We start from the raw sequence: 18953 nt of genomic DNA, 5'->3' as shown, positions 1-18953 counted from the left end.
GGAGGTAATAAATGAAAATGAATTGGCGTCAGTTGGTTGGTACATATCGCATTTCTGATAATGGCAAACAATATCAAAATGACTGGTTAAATAAGCAAGTTGATTTAGCCACAGAACTTCGTAAATCTTTTGATAGTGACTATCGTAGAGTAATTAAAAGTGATGCATTTAGATGCTTACAAGATAAAACACAAGTTTTTCCTTTAGAACGTAATGATTTTGTAAGAACACGTTTAACACATAGCTTAGAAGTGGCAATGCATAGCAGGGATATACTTAGATTAGTTATTTCACAGTTGAACGAACGAAACATTGAGGTTATGGAATTATCAGAATGCTATCGGTTGTTAGAAACAGCTGCATTAATCCATGATATCGGCAATCCCCCTTTTGGACATTTTGGGGAAGAAGCCATTCGTATTTGGTTTGAAAAAAATGGTCCTTTGTATGCTTGTTGGTCTGATTTTTCGGAGCAACAACAAAATGATTTTCTTAACTTTGAAGGCAACGCTCAAACCATCCGACTTTTAACAAAACTGCATCATGATAATGGGACTTCTAAAGCAGGAATGAAACTAACCGCCACGACATTAGACACAGTTATCAAATATACGGCATCTTCAGATCAATTAAATAAGCAACAGCTTTTGTCTAAAAAAGTTGGCTATTTTTACTCGGAAAAACAAGTGTTTAACGCCATTAAATTTGCGACAGGAACACAAAATAAGCGACACCCATTAGTCTTTTTGTTAGAAGCTTCAGATGATATCGCCTATACTTTTTCAGATATCGAAGATGCCTATAATTATGGTTTATACAGCTATCAAGATTTAAAGCAGTTTGTTGATGCGCAAACAGGAACAAAAAAATTTTTAATGTTAGAAAAAGATAAAACAGAAGAAGCTACCTTACAAGAATTTTTGAGAAAGACACAAAGGGCTGTTTGTCAAAGCGTAGCGAAAAATTTTGCTAATCATTATGACTTAATTATGAGTGGTATCTATCAAAATGAAATTATCATTGAAGATTGTGATGAAGTGAAATGCTTTCAGGCATTAAAAAACTTTTCTAGAGTCTATGTTTTTCAAACAAAAACAATTTTGGATCAAGAGGTATTGGGCTTCAATATCATCAATCGTTTACTAGATGAATTTGTTCCAGTCGTACTGAAATATGAAAAAGTTTCCATGAATAAGTATGAGGAGCGAATCTTTAATAATATTTCGGAAAGCGCGAAAGCGTTGTATAGAAGAGAAGCAAAGAACGCTACAGAAGCAGAAAAAGACTATTATCGTTTGAAAATGGCGGTGGACTTTGTATGTAATATGACGGATGGATATGCCAAAAAAGTTTATGATACATTATTCACTTAAAATTTGAGAAAAAGCTTCTCAGCGGTTGCCGCCGCTGAAGAAAACTAGTTCATTGCACAGGCTGATCGTTTCAGTAAAAATTTTAAAGATGCTAGTAATTTCACTGAAAATCGGGTACACTAAAATTAGCTAGTGTAACTAGCAAAAAAGGCAACTGGAATAGATAGGTTGTGCTGTCTATGAAGGGCTTTGTTTGTCAGGTGGTGCTGACATGCAAAGTGCCTTTTTTCTTTTTCTCAACATTTTAAGGACAAAAAACGATTGCAACATGTCACAATCGCTAACCTCGGAGAAAAAGGATTTTTTCTCCAATGGCCATTTCGATAACCTGTTGTGTGTTTCGAAACATTCAGAACGGTGGTGCGTTCTTTCAGTGCCTAATTATCCAATTCGTTTCTTGTTCCTCTATTTACAGTATACTGAATGAAAGCCTATTCTGCAATGATAGAATCAGGTTCCTGTGATTAAATAACATAAAAAATGGGATCCTTATATAAAGAAAAATAACAAAAGAAATTTTGAATATTGACGTTTTTTTTAGGTACGTTATGATAAATGAGAGGTGATTTTATGTTAAAAATGCAAATTGTTGATTATTTACGCAATCAAACAGCTTTTTTTGAACCATCTTTAGTCAGTGAAATTTTCACAGCAAGCAATATTGCAACGACATTTTCTATCAAACGAAATACAGCTAGTCACTATTTAAATCAGTTAAACGAAGAAGGGATTCTAGTTAAGATCAATACACGACCAGTTTACTTTTTTCATAAAGAAGCGTTTCAACAACAAAACTATCTTTTAAAAAGAACTGTTTATCAAAGTTTCCAAGAAATGATCGATGAACAGCCTGTTTTTGATCGCAAAAGTGATTTTTTTCAGTCGGTCATTGGTTATCGCGGTAGTTTAGCTCAGACCATCGAACAATTAAAAATGGCAGCGCTTTATCCTGGCGGTGGATTGCCTGTCTTAATTACAGGTGAAAGTGGTACGGGTAAAAGTTTTTTAGCATCCTTATATTATCAGTTTTGTCTTTCAAAAGAACTACTTGACGATTCAGCACCTTTTGTGACAGTTAATTGTGCGCAATATGCCAACAATCCAGAGCTTTTAACTAGTCAATTATTTGGGCATCTTAAAGGCGCTTTTACGGGAGCAGATTCCGATAAAATTGGGGCCTTTCAAAGTGCAGAAGGGGGCGTTTTATTTTTAGATGAAGTTCATCGTTTGAGTCCTGAAGGGCAGGAAAAATTGTTTACATTTTTAGATCAGGGTATCATTTATCGGATGGGTGAAACCAATCGGCCCATTCCTGTTACGTGTCGGTTGTGCTTTGCCACAACTGAAGAAATTTCTAGCACCTTTTTAACGACATTTTTAAGACGAATTCCTATTCAAATTAAAATCCCAAGTCTTGCTGAACGCACTCAAGCGGAAAGAAAACAATTAATTATGCGAGCATTTTATGAGGAACAGCAAGCTATTCAAAAAGCAGTTACTATCACGCCACAAGTTATCCAACTTTTAGAAAATCACCATTATGTAGGCAATGTAGGTGAATTAAGAAATAATATAAAAATTATTACTGCACGCAGCTTTGCCGCCAATCTTGATAAACGTGTTATTCCAATCACTTTGCACGATCTACCGAAAGAATTTCTGGATCAATCGATCAGACTAGCTCCTGATGAAAATGAATTGCCTATTCGTTTAGATGAGCAAACAAATCTGGTTAGTTTGTTAGAGGAAACAGAGCTTGCGCAAAGAAGAATTATCCAGAGTTATGAACGAATCCTTCGTCTTTATGTCTCTCACCATCATCATCTTTCCACTGCCAATAACGACATCTCGAAAGAAATTGAACGCTTATTCGATGATTTATTATTTGAAAAGAAGCGAGAGAAAAATCACGAAATGCTATTGTTTATTACGCAAAATATCCGTCAATTATTGGAAACGATTGAATCGTCTTATCAAATTCGGTTTAATGGCAGTTTAGTCTATGCATTAAGCACCTATCTGTTTCAACGAAGATGTATTGATTGGTTTCCAGAAAAAGAACCTACAACAGTCATTGACGAACTTTTAACAGAAGTTCAAACTAAATTAGCAACTAGTTATGGCTACGCTGAACAACTGTTAACTTTAGTGAAACGTTCATTAGATATTGAACTATCCCAGATGGATCGAATTATTGTCACCATTTATCTTCACTATTCGGGTTCAGTAAAGGAAAGTCACTATCCGAAAGCGGTGATTGTTGCCCACGGATATGCCACAGCAAGTAGTATTGCGAATGTTGCAAATCGGCTGTTAAATTTGCCAATTTTTCAATCGTTTGACATGCCGTTAGATGTTACTCCCAAAAAAATTTCCGAACACTTAATTCACTATATGGAACGTCAAGAAACGAGGAATGGTTTAGTAATTCTTTTTGATATGGGTTCATTGAAAGAAATTTATCAGTATTTTCCGGCAGAAGAAGAAGGTCCTTTTTTATTAATGAATAATGTGACAACAAGCTTGGCTCTGTCTATAGGAGAAGCCATTAAAGACGAAGTTTCTTTTGAAGAATTGCCCCAAAAAGCGTTAACGGTTCATCCAAATGAATGGAAAATCATATTACCTGAAAATAAAACGGAACGTGTCATTTTAACAACGTGTAGTACCGGAATTGGTACAGCCGTTAAAATTAGAGATTTACTTGAAAAAAGTTTACCTGCAGAAGCACAATTAAAGATTATTCCTTGTGAATATAATCAATTACGTAATGCAGAATCGATCAAAGAAAGTTTCCCAGAATTTGAGATTGTCGGCATCATCGGTACAAACAACCCGTCTTCAAATGACCTCCCGTATATCTCTTTAGAAGAGTTGATTGCAGGAAAAGGAATTACGACCCTTTTAGAATGGACAAAGAGAGAATTAACTAAAGATATGCTGTCCTATGTAAATCATGAGTTGATTCGTAACTTTTCATTAGATCGGGTCATTCAATCAGTGACGATTTTAGATACAGAAAAAATTATTCGACAAGTAGAAGTCTTTTTAATTCAATTAGAAGAGCGGTGGCAACAAACGATTCAAAATGATCGTAAATTGGCGGTATATGTCCATGTCAGTTGTTTAATTGAACGATTAATCCGGAATGAACCTATTGAAAATTATAATGGCGCCGAACAATTAAAGCAGTGTCAAAGAACGGTCTTGCAAGAGTTAAAAGAGGCGTTTAGTGTCATTGAAAAAGTTTATAGTGTCAATATACCTGAATCGGAGCTTTTTTATGTCTATGATGTGTTGTTTGGAAAAACGGAGTTTAACAACGCAGAAAGCGATTTTTAAAATAAAAAGGAGGGAGTGCCACTTTTTTGGCACTCTTTTTGCTATGTAAAGAAGTAAGTGAGGTGAAGAAAATGGAACGTAAAATTATTCTGGCAACACATGGTAATTTCGCTGCAGGGATTCAGACATCATTAGCTTTAATTTGTGGTGAAACAAAGAATGTGGAATGTCTTTGCGCTTATATGGAACAACCTTATGATTTAGCCAAGACGGTCAAAGACATTTTAAAGAACAATCAACAAAATGAATTAATTGTGATTACAGACCTATTTGGCGGAAGCGTGAATAACGAATTCTTTAATTATGTGGGGAAACAAGCAATGCATTTAATTTCAGGATTAAATTTAGCAACGTTAATTGAAATATATACCCAAATAAATACTGTTGATTCATTAGTTGATTTAGTAAAACGTGCCGTTGAAAACGGACAAGAAAGTCTTTGTTATTGTAATGAGTTATCTAGTAAAGAAATTTTAGAAGAAGAATTTTAGGAGGAAATGAAATGATTAAATTGTTAAGAGTCGATCATCGCTTGTTACATGGTCAAGTGGCTTTTTCATGGACCCAAGGCTTAGGCGCCGATTGTATTTTAATCGCAAATGATGACGTACCTAAAAATGATATTCGAAAAACAACCATTAAGCTAGCTAAACCAGCAGGAGTAAAACTGGTCATTAAAACGATTGAAGATGCGATTGCCGCACTAAAAAGTGGTGTTACAGAAAAATACAAACTTTTTATTGTAGTTGAAAGTGTGGAAGATGCTTATCGATTGGCTACTGCTTATCCAGAAATAAAAGAAATTAACTTAGGAGGGATGAAAGTAAGGGAAAATACTCGAAACATTTCTAAAGCAATTAATATCACACCGGATGAAGAAAAAATGGTTAAAGAATTGGTCGCAAATGGTTGTGAAGTTGAAATTCGACAAGTCCCAAATGACAAAAAAGTAGCAGCATTAAATGTCTTGTAGAAAGGAGAAATAAAAATGATAGGACAAGCGATTCTTTTAGGTTGCATCGCTTTTATTGCGCAGTCGGAATATGCTTTAGGAACCTCGTTGCTTTCAAGACCAATTGTAACCGGTTTATTTGTCGGAATTGTATTAGGTGATGTCAAAACGGGCGTAATCATGGGCGCGACCTTAGAGTTAGCTTTCATCGGTTCTTTTTCAGTGGGCGCATCAATCCCACCTGATGTAGTGACTGGTGGGATTCTTGGTACAGCGTTTGCTATTACTGCTGGCGCAGGAACAGAAACAGCCTTAGTTTTAGGCTTGCCAATCGCAACGTTAACGTTGATTCTTAAAAATATTTATTTGGGTTTGCTCATCCCAATCATGAGTCAAAAAGCTGATCAGTATGCTGAAGAAGGAGCATATAAAGGGGTGGAGCGCATGCATTTACTTGCAGGCTTTGGCTTATCGTTCATGCTAGCGCTCATTGTAACTATTTCATTTGCCGTGGGCAGCAACACCATTAAAGGCTTACTTGATCTGATCCCTGAATTTATTCAACATGGGTTGTCTGTTGCAACGGGGATTATTCCAGCGCTAGGATTTGCGATGCTTGCACGCTTACTGATTAACAAACAAGTGGCGCCATATTTCTTTTTAGGCTTCGTCTTAATGGCTTACTTTAAGTTACCTGTAACAGGAGTAGCAATTTTGGGTGCCATTACAGCAGTAATTGTTGTGAATATCATGAATTATGCCAAAGGAAAGAATGAAACAATACAAACAACAAGTGGGGAGGTAATTGATGATGACGAAGACTTCTAAAACTAAGACAGAAAACTTAATTACAAAAAAAGAGCTTAATCAAGTCTTTTGGCGTTCATTTCAAATGGAATTTTCATGGAATTATGAACGTCAGATGAATATGGCTTATGTCTATGCCATGATCCCTATTTTAAAGAAATTATATCCTCAAAAAGAAGAGATGGCGGCAGCTTTAAAACGGCATCTTGCTTTCTTTAATACCACGCCGCATATCGTGACGTTTATTTTAGGAATTAATGCTGCAATGGAAGAAGAAAATGTTCTGGACGAAAATTTTGAAGTTGGAACAATCGATAGTATTAAAACTTCGTTAATGGGACCTTTAGCTGGTTTAGGTGATTCCTTTTTCTGGGGAACCTTACGCTTGATTGCAACAGGTGTTGGAACTTCGTTAGCTTTACAAGGGAATGTGTTAGGGCCAATTCTATTTTTACTCATTTTTAACGTCCCCCATGTGATTGTTCGTTATTTACTGAATCGTTGGGGCTACAAATTAGGAACTGGTTTTCTCAAAAAGATTCAAGCAAATGGCATGATGGAAAGTCTCACATTAGGCGCTTCAATAATTGGCTTGATGGTGGTAGGTGCTATGACCGCCTCCATGATTGATTTAACTATCCCGATTACAATCAGCGGAAGTGGCAAAAATGCAGTCACGGTTCAAAGTATCTTTGACGATATCATGCCTAAATTATTACCGCTTGCATCTTTTGGTTTTGTTTTTTATTTATTGAAAAAAGAAGTAAAACCTTTAGCGATTTTAGGTGGCATGGCAATTGTCGGAATTCTTGGCTCATTAATTGGTCTATTTTAGGAGGCAAAATATGAAAACGATGCTGGATTATATAAATGAGGAGCAAGCAGCCCTAATTCAGATTCTTAACCAATTTCAATTAACTGATACAGACGTTTCAAAGGTCACGCACTGTCTAATTTTAGCAACTGGCTCGTCACATAACGCTTGTCAGGCGGCTAAAGTTTACCTTGAAGAAGTGGCGCCTATTTATGTGGAAATCCAAGAGCCGTTCAATTTTGCTCATTATGGCAAAGTGGATGATCGGTTTGATCTGGTCGTAGCGGTTTCGCAAAGTGGTAAAAGTACTTCAACAATTGATGCCATTGCAAAAATTAAAAACCAAACGTCTGTAAAAACAGTTGCCTTGACAAGTGATGTCACCAGCCCGATTACGGAGGTTGTGGATGAAGTCCTGGATTTAAAAATGGGGCTTGAAACAGTTGGTTTTGTCACAAAAGGCTATACGGCAACACTTTTAAATTTATTTCTATTTGGTTTGAAACTGGGCTATCAAAAGCATCAATTAACAAAAGTAGAGGTTGAAGAAGAATTAGCAAAACTTGCCAAAGCAATTCAGGAAATCGATTCGGTGATTTATAAAACCGAACAATTTTGGCAAAAAACGAAAAAAGAATTAACAGAGGGGACACGATTTATCGCAATTGGTTATGGGCCCAATATTGGTACGGCAAAAGAGTTTGAGACGAAGTTTACAGAAACAGTTCGCTTACCTTCCCAAGGATTTGAAGTAGAAGCCTATATGCATGGGCCTTATCTTGAAGCGGATACTACACATCTTTTGTTTTTTGTTGAAAATCAAAGTCCTATTCAAGCACGTAGCCAAGCCTTGAAAAATTATCTAGCCAGTTATGTTGGCCAATGTTACACAATTACAACGCGTTCAACGAGAGCATCAAATACGTTAGGTTTAGCAAGTGATGTCGAAGAAAAAATTAGTCCTTTATTGTTAGTTATTCCATTTCAATATTTGGCGTATCAAGTAGCTACAAGTAAAGGAATTGATTTATCTCAACGGATTTTTGATGATTTTGATTGTGTCCTAAAAAGTAAAATAGCAAAGAAAGAGGGAAATCAGCCATGTTAAAATTTAATGAAGAACAACAAATCAAAGACATACGAGGTGCCTTAGCCTTGCGTTCAGATGTTGAAAAAGTTGTTGATCAAGTTTGGACGAAAGGATTTGATGCGGTTTATTATTTAGGAATCGGCGGTACTTATGCTTCAGCCATGCAAGCAGTTACTTATGCGAATGGAAAAAGTAATTTACCAATCTATGTTCAACATGCTGCTGAGTATTACACAACAGGCAATAAACGTTTAACAGAAAAATCATTCGTCATCTTGTCTTCCGTTACTGGGACAACACAAGAAGTGGTGCAAGCCGTTCAAGAAATCAAAAAGGTCGGCGCAACGCTATTTGGTTTTATTGATGCAAAAGACAGTCTTTTAGCAGATTTATGTGATTATGTGGTGACTTATCCAGCCCCAGGAACTGAGCAAATCAAGTTCTTTATGGTAGCTGATCGTTTAATGCAAAAAAACAACGAATTTACAGATTACGAAAATTATTACCAAGAATTGGAAGAATATTTGCCTACAGGCTTAGCTGAAGCCGAAAAAAGTGCCGATGCGTTTGGCTTAGCTTTTGCGGAAAAACATCGTCATGATAGCATTCACTATTTTATTGGCGCAGGGAACCAATGGGGAGCGGTCTATTCTTATGCAATGTGCTATTGGGAAGAGCAAAGTTGGCTTCGCTCAAAATCAATTCATGCAGCAGAGTTCTTACATGGAACGCTAGAAATTGTAGATGAAACTACGCCAGTAACGTTGTTTATTGGAGAAGACGAGCAGCGACCGTTGGCAGAACGAGTAGCAAAATTATTGCCGAAAATCTGTGCCAATTATACAATTATTGATTCGAAAGCGTATGAACTTCCAGGAATTAGTGAAAAATATCGTGGCCGAGTTATTTCATTTCTCCTAATGCATGCGGTAACGCAACGCATTGATGCGCATGTAGAAAAATTGAATTGTCACCCATTAGAGATTCGTCGTTATTATCGTCAATTTGATTACTAAGACAAAATAGCCTCTTTTTCCAGCAAGCCTGTGGTAGACTGAAGAGAGAATACTTCAGAAAGTAGGAAAACCAATGACAAAACCGAAAATCTATACAATGACCTTTGCCAGTGTTTACCCGCTATACATCCAAAAAGCAGAACGTAAAAATCGAACGCAAGCGGAGGTTGACGAAATTATTTACTGGTTAACTGGTTATGATGAAAAAGGCTTGCAACAACAATTGGCTCAAAAAGTAACGATGGAAACATTTTTTGAAGAAGCACCCAATTTTAATGAAAACGCCCAATTGATCAAAGGCGTAATTTGTGGCTATCGCGTGGAAGAAATTGAAGATCCTTTAATGCAAAAAATCCGTTACCTAGATAAGTTAATCGACGAGTTGGCCAAGGGAAAAGCGATGGAAAAAATTTTAAGAACATGAAGAGGTCGGGACAGAAGTGTTTAACTCCGAGAAATAAGAAGGAATTTCCGAAAATTGTTCTTTAATTTTTGGAGAATTTCGGCTTATTTCCGAAGGAGTTGCTTCTGTTCCCGCCGTTTATCAGTTTTTGAGCGTGGGACAAAAATTCAAAGTGATTTTTGTCCCACGCTCTTCATGTTCTCTTGTACACGGAATTTAACTATTTCCTGTATTAATGAAAGAGGTAACTCTTGCGTGTAGGGAAATTGAATGGCACCTTTCGAGGTTTTAAAAGGGCGTAATTCTTTGCTGAAACGTTGGATGGCTGATGGCGTAGGATAGAAACCTAAATGTTGCTTGGCCGCCGCAAAATGCACTAAATTGCCATTTAAGTAAAAGGTCGGCATTCCATAAGCGATTTTTTCAGTAGTCTCCTGAGGAACAACCGCTAAAATTGCTTGATAGATTTCTGTTAACTGTGTTTGATGTTGGGGTTGCTGGCGAATATAGTTTGCAATGATGGTCATATAAAAACACCTCCGTTTGTTTCAGTATACTATGTAAAAAATAAAAGGCGAAGAAGATACAAAAAAACCGTCTAGTATTTTTTCTTTACTAAACGGCTTTTAGCTTAAATAACTACCTAAAGGGTCTTGCATGGAAATGTTTGTCACTCCTTAGTTTAATTGTTTTAAGTGTGCAATTGCTTCTTCAATTGTGTGACCAGTTGCTGTTTTACTTTCATTTTTTGCATCAAAAACAATGAAAATATTTTTGTCTGTGTCTAATTGAATACGGTATTGAATGTTTTTTACTTTGTAAGTCATAGTTATTCTCCTTTCATAAAGTACTCAAAAAAGGCGACGATAACTGATAACGAAATTCCATTGTTACTATACCACTGGAAAATTATTTTTGCAACAAATAACATTTTTTCTTTACCATTCCTTAGACTTCTTTGCTAGCTACTTCTTTACATTCTTTTTCAAGAAGCATAAAATAAATACATTACTAGTTTTTGAATAGGAGATCGATGTGAAAAAGAGAGTTGAGAAATTTAGACGATGGCCTTACCGCTACCTTTTGTATGGAATCGGGTTCATCTTATTAATTATTTTTAGTAATTTATATTTGCAATGGTGTCAGAATAACTTGTCTGTTGATTTAGCCTTCAAGTTTGCTTTTTCGTGGCATACGGAAAAGTTTTTCTTAGGTTGTTTTGTGCTAAGCGTTTTTTTACTTTTTTTATGTAGTTTGGCAGGCTCATTAGGAGTTGGCGCTCTTTTATATAGTGTCATAATAGGTGTTTTAGGATTTGCGGACTATCAAAAGATGTTTTATCGTGTCGAACCTATTTATCCAGACGACTTAAAAATGATCACAGAAGTTAGTTTATTAAAAGAAATGGTTGGTTTATGGCCGTTTATTTTTGTGGTTGCGTTAGGTTGTGTAGCACTTTTTTTCTTAGGAAAAGCCTTTTATAAAAGTTTCTTTTTATCGAAGAAAAAACAAACAATTCGTGTGTTAAGTCTTGTTCTTTCGATTGGTCTATTTTCATATATTGGTGATTTTAACAATCCGCAAAATTTGTTACGTAAAGCCTATAATAAAACCGCGTTATGGATTCCTTACAGCCAAAAAATGAATTACTACAATACAGGATTTATTGGTGGTTTTCTATATAATTTAAAAGTAGAGGCTATGGACCAACCAAAGGGTTATTCAAAAGAAGCTATTTCAGAAATTACTCAGAAATATCAAAAGTTGGCCGAGGCGAAACCAGTGCCGAACAATGAGCAACCCAATATTGTGTTTGTCATGAGTGAAAGTTTTTCAAATCCAGATCATCTGAAAGGCTTGTCCATTATTGGTAATCCTTTAGCTGATTATCAGCAAATCGCTGATAAAACTTACAGTGGCCAGATGCTTTCACAAAACTACGGGGGCGGAACTGCGAATATTGAATTTGAAGCCCTAACAAGTTTTTCGATGGAATTAATGAATGCCCAAATGACTACACCTTATACAATGATGATTCCTAAGATGACGGAATTGCCTTCCATTGTTTCATTACTTAAGGAACAAAAGTACCAAACAACGGCTATTCATCCGTACAATACATCTATGTATAAACGAAAAGATGTGTATAAAATTTTAGGTTTTGATCAATTTATCAATGAAAAAACAATGAACTATACGGATAAACTAGAAAATAATCCTTACATTTCAGATCAAGCAGCGTATCAGGAAGTGACGACACTGCTTAAAGAAAAAGAGCAACCGCAATTCATTCATTTAGTTACTATGCAAACACATATGCCCTATGAAAATAAATACACAACGTCCAATTATTTTTCTCAAGGAAACGGCAATCAAGTCGCGCTCAATAATTACTTGCAAGATATTGCCTACAGTAGCGAAGCTTTGAAAAATTTCCTACAAGAAATCGAAAAAATGCCCAAACGCACATTAGTCGTTTTTTGGGGAGATCACTTACCAAGTATTTATGATGAAAATATTCAAGCGTTGAATGAAGGGGCAGCCCTTCACCAGACCGAATTTCTAATGTATGATACGGCGAATCAGTTAACAGAAAAAAATCAGCATCAAGCAACTATTAGTCCATTTTATTTTGCTCCCTCACTTTTCCAACAAAGTGGCTTACCGCAATCGGGATTTTACGCTATGCTAAATGAGGTACAAGAACAATTGCCTGCTTTTGAAAAGGGGAATTACTATCTCGGTGGGGAATGGAAAAAAACAGTAGAAATGAATAAAAAGCAAGAACAACTATATGAGGAATACCGACTGATTCAATATGACATTGTTTCAGGGAAGCAATATAGTTTAGAAAATCAATTTTTTAGCTAAAAAAAACACACGAAATATTCGTGTGTTTTTTGATTTTTATTTTAAAGTTTTACGATAAACAATGACATAATAGCTGAAAGCTAACAGGCAAGCAAAACTTAAAAAGTAAAGCGGCAAGACCCAAATGGTACCATTGTGAAAGTAACTAATCAAATAGGTAAAGAAACTAACAAACAAGTAATAGACAAAACTAAAAATCCCACTGGCAGTACCAATCACAGATTCATAGCCTTTTAAGGCCATACTTAAGGCATTGGGCAAAGTAATATTAATCCCTAAGAAAAAGAGAAAAATAAACAAAATAAGACCAATGATTGTTTCAAATTGTGTCATTATTAATAAACAGCAAGCCGCAAAGATACTTAGCAGCAAACCAGCAAAGGCAATTTTTTCCGCTGACCAGTATCCTAGCAACCAATTGATAAGAACCGCAGCAAGAATACTAGACACAGCTAAAACTAAACCAAGAAAGCCATATTGGACACTGCTAAAGCCAAAGTGATTGATGAAAATAAACGGGGCTTCTGCATAGTAGCTAAATAATAAACCATTAATGCCACCAATCAATAAGCCGTAGCACCAAACTTTCGAGTCGAAGGAAAGGCGTTTCGCCACGGACCAAAAAGGCGCTTTCGTTAAGGTATTTCCTAAGTGAAAGGTTTCTGGTAAACGATAAAAACTATAGAAAAGTAATAGAACAGCCATGACAATTAAGGTGCTAAAGACATGCTGATAGCCAAAATAGGTTTGAACAAGTCCGCCGACTAAGGGTCCGATGGCAGGAGATAGCGATAGGGCAGCGCTTGTTTGAGCAAAAATTTTCCCTCTTTGAAGATCGTTAAAGCTTTCCCGCATCATTGATTGGGTAATGACAGAACCAACGCTTGCACCAAATGCTTGAATTAAACGGAAGAATAACAGCCAAGGAAATGTCGGACTCAAAAAAAGGCCAATATTTCCAATTAAATAGCATAAAATTCCTAATAACATAGCTGGGCGACGTCCAATCGTATCGGATAAAATTCCCCAGAATAAAACGCCAACGGCAAAGGCAACAAAATAAATACTCATGGTTAATTGTGCCACGCTATCGTGAATGTTAAAAGCAGAACTAAGCGCTGGTAAAATGGGTGTGAAAATCGACTCGCTGATTTGTGGAAATCCCACAAGCAAAATAATAATTAGTAATGATGGGACGGTGTTTCGGGTGTTTTTCATGATTTTTCTCCTTAAAAGTTTAATCTAATCAAAAACACCCATTGTCTTTTACAACCGCCAAATTTAAAATAAGTAAAATAATATCACCAACTTTCCTTGAAATTTTTTATTATACAAAGTCTAAATGAAGAAGCGCTTCTTCTTGACCAAATTCATAAGTGTAGCGACCAGATAAACCGGCAAGCTCACCTGATGCTTGAAATAGTTCACCAGGACAGTCTAAAAGACCCTGTGTAAACGTCCCTTTTTCGCAAGCAGTAAAGGTGCCTTTTTTTCCTAAATAAGTTCCTTCGAAATGTAGGAAACCGACCACTTGAGCCACAGCTTCAAGCCCATCTGCCATTGAAGAGCCTTGATAAGTCATTAAGTATTCCACAGAAGCTGTCCCAGATAAGGCGCCTGACAATTGATAAGTAGCGCTCGCTTGATTCACTGGGAAATTTTCATTAAGATTGTCAATCGGTTGTTCTTGCCAACTAGATACAGTAAATGCTGCTTGCTCCATTGCTGTCCCTTCTTTCTTATTAATAAGAATAGGGTAGCGGGAAGCGCACTATTTGTCAACAATCCACCACTTTAACTCTTCATTTTTTGCACAAAAGAATGTAACGCTAAGCGGTTGATGTGATAAGCAGTTCCTTGTTTTTGAATAAAGCCGCGCTCTCGAAATTGTTTGAAGGTATAAATAAGATGGCGATAACTAACCCCTAAGTATTCGGCAATCTCAGTATGTTTTTCTTTATAAACATCTTCGTGATTAGCGGCAACCAATAGCAATTCCGCTAGCCGATAACTTAGTTCATAGGTCTGATTCGTTGTAAAGTGGTCCACCCGTTGGAGCATTTTTTTCCCTAGATAATGGCTGAGTTGCTGCATAAAAAGCACCTTGTTTTTTAAAACAGTTTCTGCGTAAGCTAAAGGTACAGCCAAACAACAGGTTTCACCTAAGGCGATAACGTCCTTGGTTATCGTTTCCGCTTGGACTAATGTTAAATCGCCAATTAAATCACCTGTCGTTAAAAACTGAACAATGGATTGGCGGCCATTGCGTTCTGTTTTTAAAATTTTTGCTTTTCCTTTGATTAAATAAAAAAGATAATTTAATGGCTCTGCTTGGTGATGAATGAATTCTTGATTTTCAAAATCGATAATAAAACTGTGTTTTAAATCAGTTTCATTAAAAAAAGGCGTATTTTTAGCTAATTCTTGTTTCGGTGATTGTTGGTAGGCTGTTTTAAGCATTTTTTCTCCTTATAATAGGAGATATCTCCTATTTGTTTCTTCTATTGTAGCACATAATAGACGTATCAAGAGTAGAGGAGTTTTTATAATGTGGAAGAAAAAAATTGTGCTATCGTTTCTTTTTTATTTAATTAGTGCATTGGGGATCAGTTTGACAATTCAAGCAGGCATCGGGGTTAGCAGTTTTAATGCGTTTAATGTGACCTTTGCAACACTTACTCATTTAAAAGTCGGGACGGTTACCACAGCTATCAATTTCGCTTTTTTAGGCACGTGTTGGTTGTTAGATCAGCAGCGTAAAATTCAGGACTATTTGATTATTTTGGTGGCGTTAATTGGCTTTGGTTTTGTCATTAATTTTTTCTTATATCAATTATTTGGTTCGCTTGTTTTTCAAAATTATTTGGTTAAAATTGTTCTATTTATTTTAGGGACAATCATAGCAGGAATCGGGACAGGACAGGTAGTTGCGCTAGGTGTTTTGCAATTTCCTATTGAAAAATTTTGTACACTTATTTCTGAAAGAACGCGCTATAATTTTCAGTTTTATCGTTATTTAGTTGATATTTTTTGTGTCAGTTTGGCACTAGGATTGTCCATTAGTTATCATTTGCCGATTTTTGTTCGTGAAGGAACCGTGATTAGTCTTTTCTTACTTTCTTGGGTTATTAGTTGGTCGCGAAAGCGGGGGCAACAACGTATTTTACGAATACAAATCAAGAAACTGGAATCCGAATGAAAGGATTTCAGTTTTTTTCAAATGAGCAGAACTTTTATTTGAAAAAAAGAGTGGAAAACGGTATACTAATTAAGTAATTATTCATAACATTGGTTCTCCAATCAATGTTAAATAGTTTTTTCATGAGGGAGTAACTGACAGTATTTATGCTGTGACAACATCACCAACTCCGAAAGCAATTTCTGGTGTTGTCTTAAACGGTGAGACTTATGTATGTTCGACGAAGTAGCATACACAAGTCTATTTTTTTTCATTTATTTTTGATGAAATGTAAAATAGTACTTGAAGGATGCTGCAAAAAATAGAGGAGGAAGAACATGTCAGAAGAAAAGAAAACACAATTGTCTGAAGCGTTTTACGCACAAGACGACACAGTTGTTTTGGAGAAAATGAACACAACAACTGATGGATTAAGTGCACAGGAGGCTCAAAAGCGTTTAGAAACGTACGGGGAAAATGTGCTAGATGAAGGGAAGAAAAAATCACTTGCCGTGAAATTCTTTGAGCAATTCAAAGATTTTATGATTATTGTTTTATTAGCGGCAGCGGTCATTTCAGCCGTCTTTTCCCATGATGTGGTAGACTCGATTATCATCTTAGTGGTTGTTATCTTGAACGCCATCTTTGGGGTCATCCAAGAAGCTAAAGCGGAACAAGCCATTGAAGCATTAAAAGAAATGTCTTCACCAAATGCGAATGTTCGCCGTGATGGACACGTCATTACTGTTAAAAGTGATGAATTAGTGCCAGGTGACATTGTTTTATTAGAAGCAGGGGATGTCGTTCCAGCTGATTTACGTTTATTGGAAGCGAATAGCTTAAAAATTGAAGAAGCAGCGTTAACCGGTGAATCTGTTCCAGTTGAAAAAGAAGTAACCATCTTAGAGGGAACCGATATTGGTATCGGTGACCGAATCAATATGGCTTATTCCAATAGTAATGTGACGTATGGACGTGGTCTTGGCGTTGTGGTTGGCACAGGAATGAATACAGAAGTCGGTAAAATTGCTGGCATGCTAGCAAGCGAACAAGAAACGGAAACGCCTTTAAAACAAAACTTAAACCAATTAGGTAAAATGTTAACAATTGCCATTTTAGTCATTGCAGCGGTGATGTTTGTGGTAGGAATGATGAATGGTCGTTCATGGATTGACATGTTATTAACGTCAATTTCGTTAGCTGTAGCGGCAATTCCAGAAGGATTACCAGCGATTGTCACAATTATTTTGGCTTTAGGTACCCAAAAAATGGCCAAGAAAAATGCGATTGTCCGTAAGTTACCAGCCGTTGAAACATTAGGAAGTACAGACATTATCTGTTCAGATAAAACAGGTACGTTAACCTTAAATCAAATGACCGTTGAAGCGTTGTATACAGATGGTCAAGTTTTATCTGCTTCCACAGAAATCCCTGCTGATAATATGGCTTTAAAAATCATGAACTTTACGAATGATACAAAAATCGCTCAAGATGGTTCATTAATTGGTGACCCAACAGAAACTGCCTTAGTACAATTTGGTTTAGATCATGCGTTTAACGTAACCGAAAAAGTAGCAGCTGAACCTCGTGTGGCAGAGATTCCTTTTGACTCTGATCGTAAATTAATGACTACAGTTCATGAATTAAAAACAGGTGGCTTCCTAGTTTCTGTCAAAGGTGCACCAGATGAATTATTGAAACGTTGTACGGAAATCTTATCAAATGGAGAAACAAGTCCATTAGATGAAACAAAACGTCAAGAAATTTTGAAAACAAACACCTCATTAGCGAAACAAGCCTTACGTGTTTTAGGAATGGCTTATAAATATGTTGAGACGATTCCAGCCGAAATGAGTTCTGAACTTGTGGAAAAAGATTTAACATTTGCTGGTTTAGTCGGTATGATTGACCCAGAAAGAAAAGAAGCTGCAGATGCTGTAAAAGTCGCGAAAGAAGCAGGTATTCGTCCAATTATGATTACGGGTGACCACCGTGATACAGCAGAAGCAATTGCGGCACGTTTAGGCATCATCAAAGAAGGCGACGACGATGCAGTCATCACAGGCGCTGAATTAAATGAATTGTCAGATGAAAAATTCGCACAAGTCGTGGGACACTACTCTGTCTATGCTCGTGTTTCACCAGAACACAAGGTTCGGATTGTTAAAGCGTGGCAACAAGAAGGAAAAGTGGTTGCTATGACTGGTGATGGCGTAAATGATGCCCCAGCCTTAAAAGCTGCTGACATCGGGATTGGTATGGGAATTACCGGAACAGAAGTATCAAAAGGTGCTTCAGATATGGTCCTTGCCGATGATAACTTTTCAACAATTATTGTGGCAGTAGAAGAAGGACGTAAAGTTTTCTCAAATATCCAAAAAACGATTCAATATTTACTTTCAGCTAACTTAGGGGAAGTATTAACCTTGTTTATTGCAACAATGCTCAATTGGGATACCTTGTTACCTGTTCACTTATTGTGGATTAACTTAGTAACGGATACTTTCCCAGCGATTGCGTTAGGTGTGGAACCAGCAGAACGTGATGTGATGAGCCATGAACCTCGTGGTAAAAAATCGAACTTCTTCTCTGGCGGCGTTTTAAGCAGTGTTGTTTACCAAGGGATTACGCAAGGGGCATTGACTTTGATTGTGTATAAAATGTCAATTATGTTCCCAGCACATACCGCAGCTAACACAAACTTATCGGCGCAAGCGTTGTATGATTTACAACACGGCGATGCTTTAACCATGGCCTTCGCTACTTTGGGATTAATTCAATTGTTCCATGCCTTTAATGTGAAGTCGATTTATCAATCAATTTTCAAAGTTGGCTTATTCCGCAACAAATCATTTAACTATGGGATTCTTGTTTCGTTCTTGCTATTAGCTGCAACGATTGTTATTCCAGGATTTAATGATTTATTCAGCGTCACACATTTAGATGCATATCAATGGGCAATTGTAGCAGGTACTTCTTTTGCTATCATCCCAATTGTGGAAATTGTGAAGTTCTTCCAACGTAAAGCAGGTAAAGGTGCTTAATAAATAAGAAAAGAAAATTGGCTGGTACTTAAACCAGTCAATTTTTCTTTATGTAAGGAGTGA

General features: G+C 36.5%; 18 protein-coding genes. 13 read left to right on the top strand and 5 right to left on the bottom strand.

Going from position 1 to position 18953, the window contains the following annotated elements:
- The first annotated feature begins 11 nt into the window (after nt 1-11).
- From IGK27_RS08150 to IGK27_RS08105, 10 genes are all read left to right on the top strand, one after another.
- Nucleotides 12-1373, top strand: a complete 1362-nt coding sequence (locus IGK27_RS08150; protein ID WP_033626325.1) for a deoxyguanosinetriphosphate triphosphohydrolase — start codon at nt 12-14, stop codon at nt 1371-1373.
- 211 nt (nt 1374-1584) lie between these two features.
- Entirely contained in the window at nt 1585-1800 is a 216-nt protein-coding gene (locus tag IGK27_RS08145) for a hypothetical protein (RefSeq protein WP_002397435.1), read from the top strand.
- A gap of 143 nt (nt 1801-1943) precedes the next feature.
- Entirely contained in the window at nt 1944-4715 is a 2772-nt protein-coding gene (locus IGK27_RS08140; protein ID WP_033626324.1) for a sigma 54-interacting transcriptional regulator, read from the top strand.
- Nucleotides 4716-4786: 71 nt separating this feature from the next.
- Complete coding sequence (locus tag IGK27_RS08135) at nt 4787-5206, top strand: PTS sugar transporter subunit IIA (protein WP_002389037.1); 420 nt, start codon at nt 4787-4789, stop codon at nt 5204-5206.
- Between the two features lie 11 nt (nt 5207-5217).
- On the top strand, nt 5218-5688 hold the full coding sequence (locus tag IGK27_RS08130; protein ID WP_002357106.1) for a PTS sugar transporter subunit IIB: 471 nt from the start codon (nt 5218-5220) through the stop codon (nt 5686-5688).
- Between the two features lie 15 nt (nt 5689-5703).
- Nucleotides 5704-6495, top strand: coding sequence for a PTS mannose/fructose/sorbose/N-acetylgalactosamine transporter subunit IIC (locus IGK27_RS08125; protein WP_002357107.1), 792 nt, complete (start codon nt 5704-5706; stop codon nt 6493-6495).
- Nucleotides 6476-7309: a PTS system mannose/fructose/sorbose family transporter subunit IID gene (locus IGK27_RS08120; RefSeq protein WP_002384383.1), complete on the top strand. Its 834-nt coding sequence runs from the start codon at nt 6476-6478 to the stop codon at nt 7307-7309. Before IGK27_RS08125 ends, IGK27_RS08120 begins: the two co-directional genes overlap by 20 nt.
- A 10-nt stretch (nt 7310-7319) precedes the next feature.
- A complete protein-coding gene (locus tag IGK27_RS08115; protein ID WP_033626323.1) occupies nt 7320-8396 on the top strand; it encodes an SIS domain-containing protein in 1077 nt (358 codons plus the stop codon).
- The gene (locus IGK27_RS08110; RefSeq protein ID WP_002357110.1) at nt 8390-9394 is read left to right on the top strand and encodes an SIS domain-containing protein; all 1005 of its coding nucleotides are present in this window, start codon (nt 8390-8392) and stop codon (nt 9392-9394) included. Before IGK27_RS08115 ends, IGK27_RS08110 begins: the two co-directional genes overlap by 7 nt.
- 73 nt (nt 9395-9467) lie before the next feature.
- Nucleotides 9468-9818, top strand: a complete 351-nt coding sequence (locus IGK27_RS08105; RefSeq protein ID WP_002360043.1) for a DUF2200 domain-containing protein — start codon at nt 9468-9470, stop codon at nt 9816-9818.
- 146 nt (nt 9819-9964) lie between these two features.
- Here the strand turns inward: IGK27_RS08105 and IGK27_RS08100 are convergent, their stop codons facing one another.
- Complete coding sequence (locus IGK27_RS08100; protein WP_002364154.1) at nt 9965-10324, bottom strand: iron chaperone; 360 nt, start codon at nt 10322-10324, stop codon at nt 9965-9967.
- Nucleotides 10325-10474: 150 nt separating this feature from the next.
- The gene (locus tag IGK27_RS08095) at nt 10475-10624 is read right to left on the bottom strand and encodes a hypothetical protein (protein ID WP_002357118.1); all 150 of its coding nucleotides are present in this window, start codon (nt 10622-10624) and stop codon (nt 10475-10477) included.
- Nucleotides 10625-10832: 208 nt separating this feature from the next.
- On the opposite strand from IGK27_RS08095, the gene IGK27_RS08090 reads away from it, so the two are divergent.
- Nucleotides 10833-12668: an LTA synthase family protein gene (locus IGK27_RS08090; protein WP_033626482.1), complete on the top strand. Its 1836-nt coding sequence runs from the start codon at nt 10833-10835 to the stop codon at nt 12666-12668.
- A 36-nt stretch (nt 12669-12704) separates the two neighbouring features.
- Here the strand turns inward: IGK27_RS08090 and IGK27_RS08085 are convergent, their stop codons facing one another.
- The 3 genes from IGK27_RS08085 to yeiL all read right to left on the bottom strand — a co-directional run bounded on the left by IGK27_RS08085 (nt 12705) and on the right by yeiL (nt 15128).
- The gene (locus tag IGK27_RS08085; RefSeq protein ID WP_002365813.1) at nt 12705-13886 is read right to left on the bottom strand and encodes a multidrug effflux MFS transporter; all 1182 of its coding nucleotides are present in this window, start codon (nt 13884-13886) and stop codon (nt 12705-12707) included.
- Nucleotides 13887-13995: 109 nt separating this feature from the next.
- Nucleotides 13996-14391: a DUF3224 domain-containing protein gene (locus IGK27_RS08080; RefSeq protein ID WP_033626481.1), complete on the bottom strand. Its 396-nt coding sequence runs from the start codon at nt 14389-14391 to the stop codon at nt 13996-13998.
- Nucleotides 14392-14462: 71 nt separating this feature from the next.
- Nucleotides 14463-15128 (bottom strand): transcriptional regulator YeiL, encoded by a 666-nt coding sequence (gene yeiL, locus IGK27_RS08075; RefSeq protein WP_002357123.1) that lies wholly within the window; start codon nt 15126-15128, stop codon nt 14463-14465.
- Between the two features lie 88 nt (nt 15129-15216).
- Between yeiL and IGK27_RS08070 the strand changes: the two genes are divergently transcribed.
- A complete protein-coding gene (locus tag IGK27_RS08070; protein ID WP_033626480.1) occupies nt 15217-15867 on the top strand; it encodes a YczE/YyaS/YitT family protein in 651 nt (216 codons plus the stop codon).
- Between the two features lie 317 nt (nt 15868-16184).
- On the top strand, nt 16185-18890 hold the full coding sequence (locus IGK27_RS08065) for a cation-translocating P-type ATPase (protein WP_002377094.1): 2706 nt from the start codon (nt 16185-16187) through the stop codon (nt 18888-18890).
- Nucleotides 18891-18953 lie beyond the last annotated feature (63 nt).

The sequence above is a fragment of the Enterococcus sp. DIV0236 genome, assembly GCF_050558525.1.
Taxonomy (GTDB): Bacteria; Bacillota; Bacilli; order Lactobacillales; family Enterococcaceae; genus Enterococcus; species Enterococcus faecalis.
This window is presented reverse-complemented; position numbering and strand designations above follow the sequence as displayed.